The following is a 14,268-nucleotide window of genomic DNA, read 5'->3' as shown; positions in this document are numbered from 1 at the left end:
CCCCTTCATAGCGTGGGCGTTGGTCTCACAACATACGCCCCCGTCCATCACGAGACAGCGCGCGGCGCGGGGTTAGAGGCGAAGTGTCACATTGCGGCAGCGGGGCGTGGGTTGATCAGCATTCGCGAGAAACAACCGCTTGAAAATCTGACCGCTAAACCGGTTTCTCTGGCCGCGATCTGTTTCGAGAACGCTTCGCATGCTTGGTACGCGCCGGCCATCCCGCCGCCAGGCGTTCCGCAGATAGTCGGATGCACTTGAAGGACTACCTCGCATTCTCGCACATCCTCGTCACCGTCGTTGGGGGCAGAACCGGACCGGTCGATACCGCGCTTGCGACACGAGGCCATACCCGGCACGTCGCGAAGACGAAGAACGGTTCAGTAAACGAAGACCGCGCCGACCGCGAGCAAACCGGCCACGAGGGCAAGACGAATGCCGAAGTCGAAGGCGGCGATCCATCGCATCAGGGGCCTCCAAAGTTGCCGCATCAAATCATATGACGAACGGGAGACTGCTGGTCGGTCGCCCGGTCAGACTCAAAAGGGCATTCGCTACGGCGGGAGCGATCGGCGGGACACCCGGCTCGCCTATGCCTGTGGGAGTTTTCTTCGATGGCACGATATGCGTTTCTACAGCGGGTGCTTCGTCCATACGGAGAACCCTGTAAGCGTCGAAGTTCGTCTCTTGCGGGATGCCGTGATCAAGCGTGATTCGTCCATAAAGAGCCGCACCAAGTCCGAAGCACACTCCACCCTCGATCTGTGCGGCGATCTGATTCGGCGCGATTGCCATGCCGCAATCGACCGCACACACCACCCGACGTACCCTGAGATTTCCGCCCAGCACCGAGACTTCGGCAACCTGGGCCACGACCGTGCCAAAGCATTCGTGAATGGCGAGCCCCCGCGCCCATCCAGCGTCCAATGGACCGCCCCACCCTGCCTTCTTGCAGACAAGATCCAGGACGGCCAGCTTGCGGACGTTGCCTACTTTCGTAAATATAGCGCGGCGATACTCGGCCGGATCCCGCTGCGCGCGTCGCGCCAGTAGATCGACCGTGTGTTCCATGACCATCGCCGACTGCGAATTGCCGACGGATCGCCATAGGCCAGGGGGCACAGCGAGCTTCGGGGTGAAAATCCTGGCGTCCACCACGCTGGCCACAGACAGATAGGGTGAATTCTTCACGCCGTGTGTGGGGAGCTCGTTGGCGCCGAAAGGAACGATCGCTTGCGACACGATGTTGTGGCGCCAGGCGATCGGCAGCCCACCTTCGTCGCATTTGATGGAAACCTTGTGATGAGCCATCGGCCGGTAGTATCCGCTACTCATATCGTCTTCGCGCGTCCAGACGAGCTTGACAGGGCGACCGCCGCCGACGTGACGGGCGATGTTGACGCATTCGACAATGTAGTCGGACGTCAACGTCCCGCGACGTCCAAATGATCCACCCGCCGGCAGCGTCTCGATTTCCACCATGCCCGGAAGCGTGATCGCAGCCAAGGCGCAGTTGATCTGGTCCACCGTCTGGATCTGCGCGGCGAAAGTAAGCTTCACTCGGCGTCCGTCAACCGAAGCAACGCAGTTCATCGGCTCCATGGGGGCATTCGCGAGGTAGGGAAAATCGAACGACGCTTCGAACAGTTCGCCATCGAAGGCATCGTCGACCTTGCCTTTTGTCTGGAACGCCGCCCCGGTGACATCGGTCTTTCCTTTCGCGATTTCACGATAGAGCGCTCGCAGCTCATCGGAAGATCGTGTCTCGGCCTTTGCATCGTCCCAATTGATCTTGAGTGCGTCGCGCCCGAGACGGGCGGACCATGTATCCTTGGCAACTACGGCAACGCCGCGCGCGATCTCGAAAACGTCCACAACGCCAGGCACCTTTCGCGCCGCACCCATGTCGAGGCTGCCGAGCTTGCCGCCGAAATGAGAGGGATGGGCGACCATCGCCACGAGCATGTCCGGAAGCCGGACATCCTGCGTATACAGCTCGGTGCCATTGCTCTTGGATTGACTATCCTTGCGGCGCACGATCTCCGTGCCGATCAGCTTGTAGTCCTTCGGATCCTTGAGCTTGGGATGCTCGGGTGGCGCGATCTTCGCCGCGTCAGCAAGCAGATCGACGAACGTCGCGCTGCGCTGGGAAGCCAAGTGATACACGACGCCGTTCCGCACGCCGATCGAGTCGACTGGCAGACCCCATTTCCGAGCAGCAGCCTGGACGAACATCGCCCGCGCTGCAGCGCCGGCCTGGCGAAGCTGGTTCCAAGAACCCGCGATCGCATGCGAGGCGCCGGTGCCCTGAATCCCCATCGTCACGTCCCGATATACGGCAGCATTGGCGGGAGCGCTCTCAAATCTCACCATCTCCCAATCGGCGTCCAACTCCTCAGCGACGATCGCGGCCAAGCCAGCATGGGTACCTTGGCCCATCTCCTGGTATCGGTTGACGACTGTAACCCAGCCAGCTTCGTCGATCTTTATGAACGGCCCGAACACGCCTGGATTCACATCTACAGCGCCAACACTCAGCGCACCGGCGGCGACGGCCCCAAAGTTGGTCGCCGCATAGCCAACCACCAAAGCTCCGCCCAGCAAGCTGCCACCCAGGACCAGGCGACGGCGGGTGAGGACCGGCGACGGTTGCGCTCCCTCTCCGAACTTCCGCTCCGACATCACGCCACTCCCGCCGCGTCTTTGATTGCCGCTTTGATGCGCCGGTAGGTCCCACAACGGCATATGTTGCCGCTCATGGCAGCATCGATGTCGGCGTCTGTAGGCTTCGGCTTTTCAGCGAGAAGTGCCGCCGCTTGCATGATCTGCCCGGACTGACAATAGCCGCATTGCGGAACGTCGTGCTTGACCCAGGCGACGAGCAAGCGATGTCCAGCGCTCACGCCTTCGATCGTCGTGATCTTCATGCCTTGCGCCTCAGCCGCAAGCACGGAGCACGAACGCGCGGCTTTGCCGTTCAAGTGTACGGTGCACGCCCCGCATTGAGCGATTCCGCAGCCGAACTTCGTGCCGCTCAAACTCAGATGGTCTCTAAGAACCCAGAGGAGCGGCATATTCGGATCGCCATCGAAATCCCGATCCTCGCCATTGACGTTAAGCTTCATCGACGAGCCCTTAAGTTGCACTTCATGCGAAAATATATCGCACTCAGTGTAATATTCAAGACATCCAGGGAATGATTTCGCATTTGACGCCGGCCCCGACGTCATACCGGAGCTCTGCCGGGCAGAGCTTGTGCGGAAGTGACGAGAACTCGGCTTCAAACGCCGCCGCTTCACCGAGAATCGGCAGACCTTGCAGAGTCGGCGCTGAATGCCGTCAAGAGAACGCTTACGGCTCCAAGCCGCGTCTGCGCCTGGATGGAAACCGGAATGTAGAGATCGATCGTGCTGGTCCGGCCGAATGTCATCGTGATCTGATCGACGTTGGAGTTCGGAGACGAACTTCGCGCCCTGTCTCCTTCGCCAATCCGCCCAGCTACAGGTTTGAAGACTGCTCGGCAGATGGTCGTGCTTCCGCCAAGGCCTTTTTGTGCGGTCGTCCCTGTCCCTTGGTGCTCGAGCTTGACGTCATATCGTCTCAGACCGTCAAAGATCGATAGCGCCCGATCGCATACTCCCCCCTGTGCTCTTCCTTCGATCTTGGCGGCTCCCATTAGGAGAGCGCTCAAGGGATCGACGATTGCCACGAGATGCTTCGGTTCAATCGGAGCTTGATTCGAATCCAGGGCCAGCGGCGGATCGACCACCATAGTCTTGACGACGCCGTCGGTCATGCCGAGCTTCACTTTCTGCCGGCGTGAACCGCTTCGATGATCGAGATCGAACTCGGTCGGGACGAAGTGCCCTGCGTTGTGAGTGCCGTTAGAGGACGCGATACCTGCAGAATTGCTCAAGAGCCGCATCGCTCCGGAGACCTGATAATCGACTTGCGCAGCGTAGGTACTGCCGCGGAGCGCCACGTGCAAAGTCACATGAGCCAACGGCACCCCGGCGAACGATACGGCATAGGAAGCACGCACGTCGCCTTCCACGGCGCCGCTCGCGCTTGGGGCACCGAACGCGGCCAACCACATCCCGAGGACGAATACCAGGCGCCCGCTCCTGGAGATCAGATGCCAGCTCCTACGTTTCACCGGAAGTGCGGTGCTCGGCACCTCGCCCAAAACGGCATGAGCTCGAGTGATCACCCCCGAGCGAGAGCCAGGCCCGCTGCCGTCCTTCGAAGACGTGAGGGTAATCGAAAGGCGTGCACGCACGATAGTGATGGGATTGACTTCCGAATATCTACTTCTCTGGTCGATGCTCAAGCTCGCCTACTCCCACTCAGGACGACCGCGCGCTGCGTTTTGGAGCGAGATCCGTCACCGCCTTGTCTCGCATTGCTTGCAGGCCGACCTCCATAAACTTCCGAAAGTCGTTCTGGACGTAGGGCCGGATGAGATAGCCGTCCGGCCAGATCTTGGGCCGGAACGAATAGGTCCAGCGCACGCGCGTCGCCTGGCCGTTACCGATGAACTCCAGCTCGCTCACCGCATACCTGATGTAACGCCCAGTACGGTTGGTAAGATTCCATATCTGGTATTGCAGAAGCTGCGGTTTGCGATCCGTAATCTCTTCCAGCGCAGTGTTGTTGTCCGAGAATACGACTCGCCGACGGTCGCCTGGCTTGCTCCAGGCTCCGCTCAGCGACTCGGTGCTCACGACGCCCGGCACACTGTCCGTTCCCGTAAGAAACGAGCCGAATGCGGCGGCGCCGCGGTCAGCGAACCAGGTCGTTACGGAAGCCAAGGGTGCCTGGATCTCGGTCTCGACGCTGATCATCTCGAAGTCCGCACTGCGCTCCAGCTCGGGCCGAGCGGCTTCACGTGCGTGGTCGAGATTCGACGTAGAAGGTACCGGATCGGCGCCGACCAAGGGTGTGCCGCACCCGCTCAGAACGAGCGAGACGACGGCGCAAATCAAGAAAGCGCTCGGTCTGACCATGGCATAGAGCCTTTTCACCATGTGCGGGCGAGCACGCCGGGAGACTGCCAAGAATATTCTGCCTGTCAGAGGCCCAATAGGGCTGTGCCCGGCTTGTGCGCCGCTGCGGAAGGCGCTGCCATCGTCAACGGTGGGAGCGCGGGCGTTACAGACCGCTCTTCCGTCACGCTTGATCGTCGAACAGCTCATGAATAACGAACGCCGGTGAGTTTTTCGGAAACCTCCCAGAGCCGCGCGGACGCGGACGCGTCCTTTGCTTGTCGGGGTACTCGAGCGGCGGCCGGTACGCCGCGGGTCTCGCCCAGCCTGTCCGGCCCGTAATAGCCTCCAGGTTCGGCAAGCGGAGACGTCGCCGCGAACAGCGTCGGCAGCGCCCCTTGAGCTGGCGGTTGAAACAGGAACCAGAGGAAGGACCGAGTGAGGCGCTGCAAACTGCGAGGTCCGGCGCCGTTTGGAATCAGCTCGGTGCGGGCGATGCCGGGATGCGCGGCGATGCTCCTGATTCCCCATCCGGAGACATCGCTTCTCGTCTGAAGCTCGAACGCGAACATGAGGCACGCGAGCTTTGATTGACTGTAAACCCGCATGGGCCTGTATTCGCGCTCCGCCTGAAGATCGTCGAAGTCGATCACGCCGCCCCGGGCGGCCAGGCTCGAAACGTTGACGACGCGTGGCTCCTTGCCGTTGCGCAACAGCGGAAGGAGCTGCGCCGTGAGCGCAAAGTGGCCAAGATAGTTGGTCGCCAGCTGCAGCTCGAAGCCATCGCTCGTCGCCTTTCGCAGCGGCGGGGCCATTACGGCGGCGTTGTTGATGAGCATATCGAGGCTCGACCGTTGGGCTCGCATCCGGGCGCCGAAGTCCTTCACCGACCTCAGACTTGCGAGGTCGAGCTCTTCAAAGCGCACTTTGGCGTCGGGAAACGCCATGCGGATCCGTGCAATGGCGCTCGCTCCCTTCTCCAAGCTACGGCCCGCGATGATGATTTCACAGCGGGCCCGGGCCAACGCCAACGCGTCTTCAAAGCCGATCCCCCCTGTCCCCGTGACGACGGCTGATCGCCCCAATTGAGAAGGAATATCCTTGATGGTCCATTCCGGCATAGCTTCCCTGCAAGTCCACTAAGTTAGACACAGTGGACAAATATTACACTCAGTGCAGTTTTTACAAGGTTGGCCACGAAGAAAATTTGCGAACCTTGATGCAGCCGCAATTTTTCCAACGACGGCGGCCGACGCACTGACCAGGCCCGCCTCGATAAAATTACATCAAGTGCATTTTTTATTGCACTTAGTGCGATCTTGCAAGGCAGTTGCGGGCACCGGCTGCGCGACCACTGGCCGCGGGCGCGGCGATCAACTGACGGCCGCGATCGCATCGCAAGACAGCCTAAGTCACGGCAGGCAAATCGCTTTTTTTCTTGCACATTGTTTGCGCAGCGTGTAGCATATTGCACTTAGTGCGATTTTTTGGATGGGGCTTTCCTTGCCGGCAAAAGTAGCAGCGGATGACAAAGTTGCGGAGGAGGGTCTTCGCGAGCGCAAACGGCGTGAGACGCTGGCTCGGATCGCGGAAGCAGGCCTCAAGCTGTTCATGACGAATGGCTACGAAGAGACGACTCTCGAGGCGATCGCCGAGGCGGCAGGCATTTCGCGGCGGACGTTCTTTTATTACTTCAAGTCAAAAGAGGAAATCCTGCTTGCGTGGCAAAGCCACTTCACGCAGCTCATTAGAGCTGCGGTGATCGCCGAGCCTTCGGATCAATCTCCAATCGACACGGTCAAGAACGCTTTGCTGAAACTGACCGGCAACTACAATTCGGAGCAGAGCCTTGCCCTCGATCGGGTCATCCGCTCGAGCCCGGCGCTGATTTCCGCGAGTCACGCGAAGTATATCGCTCAGGAACAGGCGATATTCGAAGCCCTTTGCGTGAAATGGCCGCAGGCCAAGCGGCGGAAATCTCTTCGATACGTCGCCATGGTCGCCGTCGGAGCGCTTCGACTGGCGATCGAATCCTGGAGCAACGACAACGGCAGGCGACCGCCGGCAGCCTATCTCCGCGAATCCTTCGCTAATTTGCAGGGCATCCTTTGAACCGAAGAGCGGCCCGTAAGAGGCTGCGCCCGCGGCGCGCTCTGATGGAGTACCAGTCGACGTATTGAGTACCAGTCGATGTGCGACGAACCTGCCCGCCTCAACTTTCCGGCGCGCGACAAGATGCCCTAGCTGCTGTATGCGTTCTGTGCTTTTCGGTTGATGTACTGGCTATATAGCCGCTGCTTTGCCATGGCGTCCCGCTTGGGAGGAGCTCCGAACATGCGAGAATACTCCCGGCTGAACTGAGATGCGCTTTCGTAGCCGACCTGATACGCAGCCTCCGTCACGCTTGCGTTCTCTGTCACCATTAGCCGCCGTGCCTCGATAAGGCGCAATTGCTTCTGGAATTGAAGCGGCGTCATAGACGTTAGAGCCTTAAAATGCTGATGGAATGACGAAAGGCTCATTCGGGCTGCTTCTGCCAGTTGCTCGACACGCAACATCCGGGCGAGATCGGTACGTATGAGATGGATCGCCCTTGAGACACGCGCCGCGTTCGCTTCAGGCAATACCAGCCTACATAGTTTTCCGCCATGCGGGCTAGTCAGAAGCCAATAGCAAATCTCTCGCATGGCGGAGGGGTAAAGGATCGGTATCGCCTGCGGCGCTTCATTCATCCGGATAACACGCAGGACGCAGTCGGCCAGAGGTCCATCAACTTTGCTCACGAACACGCACCGACCTGAATCGGGCGGAAGTGTTGGGGGCGTCTCGAGATTCTCCAGCACGTCACGCATTATCGCCAAATCGAATTCTATCGTGACGCCTATATACGGAGAGTCCGGACCTGCTTCGACGATGCGTCCAGTAGCCGGCAGCTCCATGCCGATGGCAAGGCACTCCATCGCTCCATACTGGATCATCTCCTCACCGATGAGGATCTGTTTCGCGCCTTGTATCACGACGCAGATTGACGGCCGGTAGATCTGTTGCAGCGGCAGCCTCCGCTGGAACGATCGCATGATGTTGACAGAGCTGATCTGTGTCGGGAACAAACCCTCACCACCACCTTGAGCCTCGATATAAGAAGTGACAGCTCTAAGCAGCGACGATGACACGCGAGCCTCCGATCGGTCGTGCGGCCAGTGCGACACTTGGCCCCCGAAAACAAACGCATGGTCCCTTGTTGGACCAACCGAATAAAATATATCTGCGTAGCGGGCATTGGCAATCGGCCGTCTCTTTTTGCCGAACAACATCCAACAAGGCAGAAACATCCCTCTGGCATGACGAACGGCGTCACGCTTTCAACCTAAGGGCCAGGCCTCCTGTCGATTGTCTCTGAAGATGACGGCCGCGAGTACATCCAGGGATGGCGTGTTGCCGCCACGCTGACTGCATTGTTTCTCGTCAGCCTGATTTGTCAGATCGATCGGATACTGCCGTTCGTCATGGCAGAAGCGATAAAGGCTGATCTAGCGCTCAGCGACACCGGGGTTGGTTCATTGACCGGGGCTGCTTTCGCTGTTTGCTACACGCTCCTTTCCTTGCCGCTCGCCAGGGCGTCTGATAGGGGATCGCCCCGGTTGGTGATCGCTTTATGCACCCTGCTTTGGAGTACGATGACGGCGCTTGGCGGCTTCGCGGCCAGCTTCCTGTTCCTGGCATTCACACGCTTCGGAGTTGCATTCGGTGAGGCCGGCGCCACCCCGGCGGGGCACGCGATCATCGCCCGGAAGATCAACCCCGAACACCGCGGCCTCGCGATTGCCCTCTTCGCCTTGGGTCTACCTCTCGGCACCATGGTCGGATTCGCCGGCGGCGGTGCCGTCAGCGATACACTGGGTTGGCGTGCGGCGCTGATTGGCGCGGGCGCCGCCGGAGCAGCAATTGGCCTTCTGGCGCTCGCAATCATCAGTCCGACTCCGCCAATCAGGAGCAGAGCTACAAGAAACGAACCCTTCTTCCGAGCGAGCTACCGGCTTCTTTCGTCCGCAAACTTTCGCTGGTTGTTCATTGGTGCAATCATCGGCAGTTTCGCGGCAGCCCCCTTCTACGCATTTGCAACCCCCTTTCTCATTCGCACTCACGGGTATAGCGCCGGCGAGGCCGGGCTGGCATTCGGACTTCTCCAAGGCCTGATGGGCATTCTCGGTACGCTCATAGGCGGGCGCTGGTTCGATCGCGCCGTGCGCTCCGGTAGCGGAAAGGTACTTGGGCCTCCCGCGATCCTCTTTCTTATCGCCAGCACGACGACAGCTGCAGCCCTGTTTGCGTCAATCGGTTGGCTCTCGATATTGCTGCTGGTGCCGAGCATGTTGTCCTTCGCATTTCTGCTGCCTTGGGGGTTCGGAGCTGCACACTTGGTGGCCGGAAAAGGCAAAGAAGCGATGGCCAGCAGTCTCGTTATGATCGCCTCTGGCCTTTTTGGCCCGGCAATTGGGCCGCTGATCGTCGGCTTGATCAGCGACGCCGCGACAAAGGCCCAGATGCCTAACGGGCTCGCGATTGGAATGCTGACTGTCCCGGTCGCCAGCGCCGTCACTGGCATCGTCCTGTTGATTGCAAATCGGCAGATCGCTGCGTCACTTCGGCGGTCGTGAACCAGACGATATGCGATGGCAATCTATTGTTGCCAGCACCGCTCGGCAGATTGGCCGGCGGTTATTGATCGAAACGCAAGAACGCGCTCCGTTGCCCCCAACGACGTGTGCGACTTGGCGATATCGGATTGAGGTCGGGATTGCGCTCCTAGTGAGCGTGTATCTGCCCCGGCGACGACTCTGATCGAACCCGACAGATGCGCGCCGACCTGCAATCTCTTTTGCTCTGGCTCGTACCTCGACCGCCTCAAGACATCCGTGATCGATAAGGTGCGATCGTACACTACGACCGGCATTCTTTGGCACTGCTCGAAGGCGCCTTTCGGCGCGGCAATTTCTCACGCTCTTCGCACGCCAACGCGGGCGGAAATCCACCTTTGTCCTGTGCAGGAATAGGCAAGAAAAATGCAAGTTCAGGCATTTTCCACGTTCGCATTACCGCTCAATACTCAATCGTCGTGATCGCTCGGAAGTCGGCTCCTGGCAGCCTGCAGCCATCACGTAACGGGAATTGCGGCACGCTCGAGTGACGAATGCTCGCAAACGATCGACGCAATCACCATGAACCGACCTGCCATCAGCAAAAATACCGTGAAAGAAAGAGTCATGAGGAGAACAAATCGGATGCAGCTTCCTTCATCGGGCTGGCGTCGCTCTGCCATTCATCTCGCTTTGACTACTGCTGCGCTCTTCGGGTTTGTACCCGTCGCGGCCGCGCTCGATGTGACCGTGACAAGGCTGAAGACTACCGAGGGGGACATCGTCGTCTGCCTTTGGCGTTCGACGGACGAAGGCTTTCCCAGATGCGCCGAAGGGCGTCCCTTCAGGAAGGCTACCGCGCCAGCGCCGGCCTCCCAATACGGACGAACAAGACTTCGTCCAACTGCCTCCTCCATATCATAACCATCGTTGCGCAAATTTGCGCACGGGACGTCTTGCCTTGCGGGCGAAGCGAGGTCTCCACAGGATGAAGATGCGCTGGCAGACGCGCGTCCTCATGGCCCGGGCCACGAAATCGCCCAAATAATATTACACCAAGTGCGAAATAAAGTTGGGCTTTGGTGCGAGATTTCTGAAATGACTGCCCTTGAGGCATCCCGACCGTCGTCCGCGGGGACGAACAAGGAGTCATCAAATGGCATGTGACACACCGGATGGGACGGATATCACTGTTCCACAACAAGGGCGGGAGCGAGATGCTAAGCGACCATTTGCCGGCGGCGGGTCCGCAAGCCATAGCGGTAGCCCCGATCACCTTCGACCGCGTCCGCGCGTGTGGCCGATCGAAGCGCCCATAAGGCGTAGAACGATTGCTCAATACCGAACGTGCGAACGGCGCGACCGACCTCGTGGCTCCTACCGGCCGGCCAAGGCGTTGAGGCCCATCCAGCCCGGCGATCCCGCGAAACACGAAGAAACCCACGTTGCTCCAATTTCCTGTGGTTTCGCCGCACGCGTTGTGAAGGCACTCCGATCGCCAATTCTCACGAATGTCGGGATCGCTGCTCTCCTGTATGTGATCTCATTCCATCCCTATTTCGATCTGGCCAGCATCGTTTCAGGCAGCCTCGTTTGCCCCGGCGCGAAGGGAATATTGGTGGCGACGGTGGATTTCCTGCAGGAAGAGGTGACGCCCACGATACAAGCGTTCCTCTCGGGTCGACTGATGAGGTGGATCGGTCTTACTTTGCTGTTCGCCTTGTTTCCCGCATTCAGCGTGCTTCGGACCGGAACGATGGCGAGGATTCGCGCGCTGGCCACGTCTGCGGTATCCCAGATTCGGCGCCTCAGGCTATCGCGCCGGCACATCCAATCACTGCACTTTGCGGAGCCATCCGAGATACGCTCTCCCTTAGTTTGGAACGCCCGTCCGACCACGAAGTGAACAACCAAAGAGGCCTAGATGACGCCCGAGGAATTCCGACGACGAGGTCACGAGATCATCGACTGGCTGGCGGACTATCATGCCAAGATGTCCGACTATCCGGTCCAGCCTGCGACACAGCCGGGTGACGTCAAAGCGATGCTTCCGGCCTCCCCGCCGATAGAAGCTGAGGGGTTCGGTGAAATCATCGCTGATCTTGATTCAGTGGTTCTTCCCAACATCTCGCATTGGCAACACCCGCGGTTCTTCGGCTACTTTCCCTCCAATTCACTCGGCTCCGGCATCCTTGGTGACCTGGTAAGCAGCGGACTTGGGGTGCTGGGCCTGTCCTGGCAGTCGTCGCCCGCGGTGACGGAGATCGAGGAGGTCACGGTCGACTGGTTCAGGCAGATGGTTGGCTTGTCTTCCGCCTGGTTCGGCGTGATCAACGACACTGCGTCGACAAGCACCTTGGTTGCTCTGCTCTGCGCCCGGGAAAAGACGACAGGCTTTTCGCTCGTTCGCCAGGGTCTGCAAGCGGAACTCAAGCCATTGACGATCTATACATCGGCAAGCGCTCATTCTTCCGTCGAAAAAGCGGCGCTGCTGGCGGGGTTCGGCCGTGAGAATGTCCGCATGGTCGATATCGACGACAGTTTCGCGATGCGGCCAAGGGCGCTCGAAGATGCAATCCTTGCGGATATTCGCGCCGGGTTCAAGCCATGTGCGATCGTCGCGGCAGTGGGCGGGACCGCTACCGTGTCCATTGACCCGGTATCGGAGATCGCTGCCATAGCGAGGAGGCATGGTTTGTGGCTCCACATCGACGCTGCCATGGCCGGGAATGCGATGATCTTGCCCGAGCTACGATGGATGTGGGAAGGGGTCGAGGATGCAGACAGTGTCGTGATCAATGCGCACAAGTGGCTCGGCGTCCCATTCGATTGCTCGCTCTATTTCGTTCGGGACGAGCCTCACCTTCTCAGGGTGATGTCTGCCGATCCGAGCTTCCTCCAATCTCAGGCCGACGAGAAGGTGCGTAATCTGCGTAACACAGGTATTCCGCTCGGACGGAGATTCAGGGCGTTGAAACTGTGGTTCGCCATACGGGAACAGGGCGTTTCCGGGTTGCAGGCCAGGTTGCGGCGAGACATTAGCCTGGCCCAAGATCTTCGGTCGAAAGTCGAAGCAACACCCGGTTGGGAAGTCGTCGCACCCGTCGCTCTGCAAACCGTATGCATTGTGAATCGCCCGAAGTCTGTGCCTTCCCATCGTCTCGATGACTTCACGCGCGCATGGGCGCACGCGGTGAACGCCTCAGGCCAAGCCTATGTCACGCCCGCTACCGCGGCCGGGCATTGGATGGTCCGCGTCTCGATCGGCGCAATATCCACCGAGGCGAGCGACATAGAGGCGGTCTGGCACACGATCCAGGAAGCGGCTGCCGCAGTCGTTCCAAAATTTTCGTGAATGGCCAACGTAAGCGGCTTCTCTTGCGATCTGCGGAATTTATAAGTGGTCGGGAGCTGCCAGGCAGCGTCTGGATTTTGAAGAAATGGTCTCCCCCGATGTTCGGGGCAAGATCAACGACTTGGCTCCCGATGCCGGGCTGGTGAATTCTTTCACATGCTGGGGAATGGCTGGTGGAGAGGATAGGCCTTCGTCAGAGCTCGTTGCTTCAGCTGTTTTCCCGACAACCCAGATAGACCGGGTGCATGGCGCGCGGCATCGGTAACGTCGCGATGCCGCGGTTAGGTTGTAACTGGGGTGCGGAATCAGGCGGCAACTGGTTGCGCGTCCGGATCGACTTCATACCCGACGCTCGCCGGCGCCCGGCACGCGCGTCGACATCGCCCATGTCGGGATCCGCGCTTCGCCGACTTCATGTCGCAGGCGAACGCTCGCTGACCGGTGGCACGGCAGTCGGAGACGATGGAGACACCGCGCCTTTGTCGGTCCAACTTGGAGGAGCTCCAACTCCCTGGCTGATGAATCCAGCAAGTCCCGGAGCCCTTCCGTACACTTCGCACGCCGCTTGCTTCGGCGCACCGCCCAGGGACGTGTGCAGGCTCTCGAGCGACGGCAGCGCTGGAAGGGTTCCGAAAGGCGTACTCCCCGTGACCAATAATCGGCTGAAGTCGGCGGCAAATGCCGTGGAAAGGTCGTAGGCATCGCCATCAGGCGATACGCGGGGAGAACTTGTGAAAGAATTCGCCCCCCGGCCCCATACCATAGCCGCCTTCTGCTGCCCTCTTCTGTCTCTCGCCTCACCTTCGACCGACAGGCTGCCAAGCCCCAACGGAATGCGCGGAACTGGTACTGGCACGCCAGGCAGGAGCACGGCTTTCGCAACCCGCGCGACACCCGAGGCGCCTGCCGCTGCAGAATCGGTCGCCGCCGCATGGGTGATGACGGCCTGAATGGTCAGGTCGGCCTGATCCGCCGGATCGACAATCTGGAATCTATCGCTCAGTCCGAAGCACAGAGCACGGTCGATGGCGTTGCCGATGATCTTGCGCTGCTCCGGCGAAAAGGAGACCTCCGCCGCCGCTTTGGACGAAAATCGAGTTTCTACCAGCCGCACGGTCTTGGCGCCGAGAACGTCCTCCTTGTCGACGCGAACGATTGACTTCGTCAGAACGCCGTCGGATGGCGTCAGACCATCATAACTGGCAAGTGAACCCGCCCTGTTCAGCGGCGCAGTCGCGCACCCGGCGGTCAGCAGACACAAAGTCGCCATAAGCAGGAACCGCTGCATCGG

Annotated in this window: 12 protein-coding genes; 4 read left to right on the top strand and 8 right to left on the bottom strand. The window is 59.8% G+C overall.

What is annotated here, in order from left to right:
• Positions 1-257 precede the first annotated feature (257 nt).
• Complete coding sequence (locus tag H1B27_RS01160) at positions 258-503, top strand: phosphoheptose isomerase family protein (protein ID WP_156505568.1); 246 nt, start codon at positions 258-260, stop codon at positions 501-503.
• Here H1B27_RS01160 and H1B27_RS01155 read toward each other — a convergent pair.
• From H1B27_RS01155 to H1B27_RS01135, 5 genes are all read right to left on the bottom strand, one after another.
• A complete protein-coding gene (locus H1B27_RS01155) occupies positions 496-2,682 on the bottom strand; it encodes a xanthine dehydrogenase family protein molybdopterin-binding subunit (protein ID WP_197964651.1) in 2,187 nt (728 codons plus the stop codon). The two genes, H1B27_RS01160 and H1B27_RS01155, sit on opposite strands and share 8 nt — an antisense overlap.
• The gene (locus H1B27_RS01150) at positions 2,682-3,125 is read right to left on the bottom strand and encodes a (2Fe-2S)-binding protein (protein WP_061883557.1); all 444 of its coding nucleotides are present in this window, start codon (positions 3,123-3,125) and stop codon (positions 2,682-2,684) included. The genes H1B27_RS01155 and H1B27_RS01150 overlap by 1 nt, the downstream gene beginning before the upstream one ends.
• A 170-nt stretch (positions 3,126-3,295) precedes the next feature.
• Positions 3,296-4,054: a DUF3108 domain-containing protein gene (locus H1B27_RS01145; RefSeq protein WP_197964650.1), complete on the bottom strand. Its 759-nt coding sequence runs from the start codon at positions 4,052-4,054 to the stop codon at positions 3,296-3,298.
• Positions 4,055-4,346: 292 nt separating this feature from the next.
• A complete protein-coding gene (locus H1B27_RS01140; RefSeq protein WP_197964649.1) occupies positions 4,347-5,027 on the bottom strand; it encodes an SRPBCC family protein in 681 nt (226 codons plus the stop codon).
• Positions 5,028-5,191: 164 nt separating this feature from the next.
• Positions 5,192-6,106: an SDR family oxidoreductase gene (locus tag H1B27_RS01135; RefSeq protein WP_197964648.1), complete on the bottom strand. Its 915-nt coding sequence runs from the start codon at positions 6,104-6,106 to the stop codon at positions 5,192-5,194.
• A 370-nt stretch (positions 6,107-6,476) separates the two neighbouring features.
• Between H1B27_RS01135 and H1B27_RS01130 the strand changes: the two genes are divergently transcribed.
• The gene (locus H1B27_RS01130; RefSeq protein ID WP_197964647.1) at positions 6,477-7,097 is read left to right on the top strand and encodes a TetR/AcrR family transcriptional regulator; all 621 of its coding nucleotides are present in this window, start codon (positions 6,477-6,479) and stop codon (positions 7,095-7,097) included.
• A 128-nt stretch (positions 7,098-7,225) separates the two neighbouring features.
• Here the strand turns inward: H1B27_RS01130 and H1B27_RS01125 are convergent, their stop codons facing one another.
• Positions 7,226-8,158 carry an AraC family transcriptional regulator gene (locus tag H1B27_RS01125; RefSeq protein ID WP_197964646.1) on the bottom strand — a complete coding sequence of 311 codons (933 nt, stop codon included), beginning with the start codon at positions 8,156-8,158 and terminating at the stop codon, positions 7,226-7,228.
• Positions 8,159-8,440: 282 nt separating this feature from the next.
• Here H1B27_RS01125 and H1B27_RS01120 point away from each other — a divergent pair, with 282 nt between their 5' ends.
• Together H1B27_RS01120 and H1B27_RS01115 are read left to right on the top strand one after the other, a co-directional pair.
• The gene (locus H1B27_RS01120; RefSeq protein ID WP_246515054.1) at positions 8,441-9,643 is read left to right on the top strand and encodes an MFS transporter; all 1,203 of its coding nucleotides are present in this window, start codon (positions 8,441-8,443) and stop codon (positions 9,641-9,643) included.
• 1,903 nt (positions 9,644-11,546) lie between these two features.
• On the top strand, positions 11,547-12,977 hold the full coding sequence (locus H1B27_RS01115) for a pyridoxal phosphate-dependent decarboxylase family protein (RefSeq protein WP_197964645.1): 1,431 nt from the start codon (positions 11,547-11,549) through the stop codon (positions 12,975-12,977).
• Positions 12,978-13,185: 208 nt separating this feature from the next.
• Here H1B27_RS01115 and H1B27_RS01110 read toward each other — a convergent pair whose 3' ends face one another.
• Positions 13,186-13,365, bottom strand: coding sequence for a hypothetical protein (locus H1B27_RS01110; RefSeq protein ID WP_197964644.1), 180 nt, complete (start codon positions 13,363-13,365; stop codon positions 13,186-13,188).
• A 24-nt stretch (positions 13,366-13,389) separates the two neighbouring features.
• Positions 13,390-14,265, bottom strand: coding sequence for a DUF3313 domain-containing protein (locus H1B27_RS01105; RefSeq protein WP_246515052.1), 876 nt, complete (start codon positions 14,263-14,265; stop codon positions 13,390-13,392).
• Between the last annotated feature and the right edge of the window lie 3 nt (positions 14,266-14,268).

Origin of the sequence: Bradyrhizobium diversitatis (assembly GCF_016031635.1) — a bacterium.
GTDB classification, from domain to species: Bacteria; Pseudomonadota; Alphaproteobacteria; order Rhizobiales; family Xanthobacteraceae; genus Bradyrhizobium; species Bradyrhizobium diversitatis.
The sequence above is the reverse complement of the archived record's forward strand: the minus strand, read 5'-3'. Positions and strand labels throughout refer to the sequence as shown.

Coding starts and splice junctions, on each gene's coding strand:
- H1B27_RS01110 (WP_197964644.1), bottom strand. CDS start 13,365: ATGGGCGATGTCGACGCGCGTGCCGGGCGCCGGCGAGCGTCGGGTATG.
- H1B27_RS01140 (WP_197964649.1), bottom strand. CDS start 5,027: ATGGTGAAAAGGCTCTATGCCATGGTCAGACCGAGCGCTTTCTTGATT.
- H1B27_RS01155 (WP_197964651.1), bottom strand. CDS start 2,682: ATGTCGGAGCGGAAGTTCGGAGAGGGAGCGCAACCGTCGCCGGTCCTC.
- H1B27_RS01150 (WP_061883557.1), bottom strand. CDS start 3,125: ATGAAGCTTAACGTCAATGGCGAGGATCGGGATTTCGATGGCGATCCG.
- H1B27_RS01105 (WP_246515052.1), bottom strand. CDS start 14,265: ATGCAGCGGTTCCTGCTTATGGCGACTTTGTGTCTGCTGACCGCCGGG.
- H1B27_RS01135 (WP_197964648.1), bottom strand. CDS start 6,106: ATGCCGGAATGGACCATCAAGGATATTCCTTCTCAATTGGGGCGATCA.
- H1B27_RS01115 (WP_197964645.1), top strand. CDS start 11,547: ATGACGCCCGAGGAATTCCGACGACGAGGTCACGAGATCATCGACTGG.
- H1B27_RS01130 (WP_197964647.1), top strand. CDS start 6,477: ATGGGGCTTTCCTTGCCGGCAAAAGTAGCAGCGGATGACAAAGTTGCG.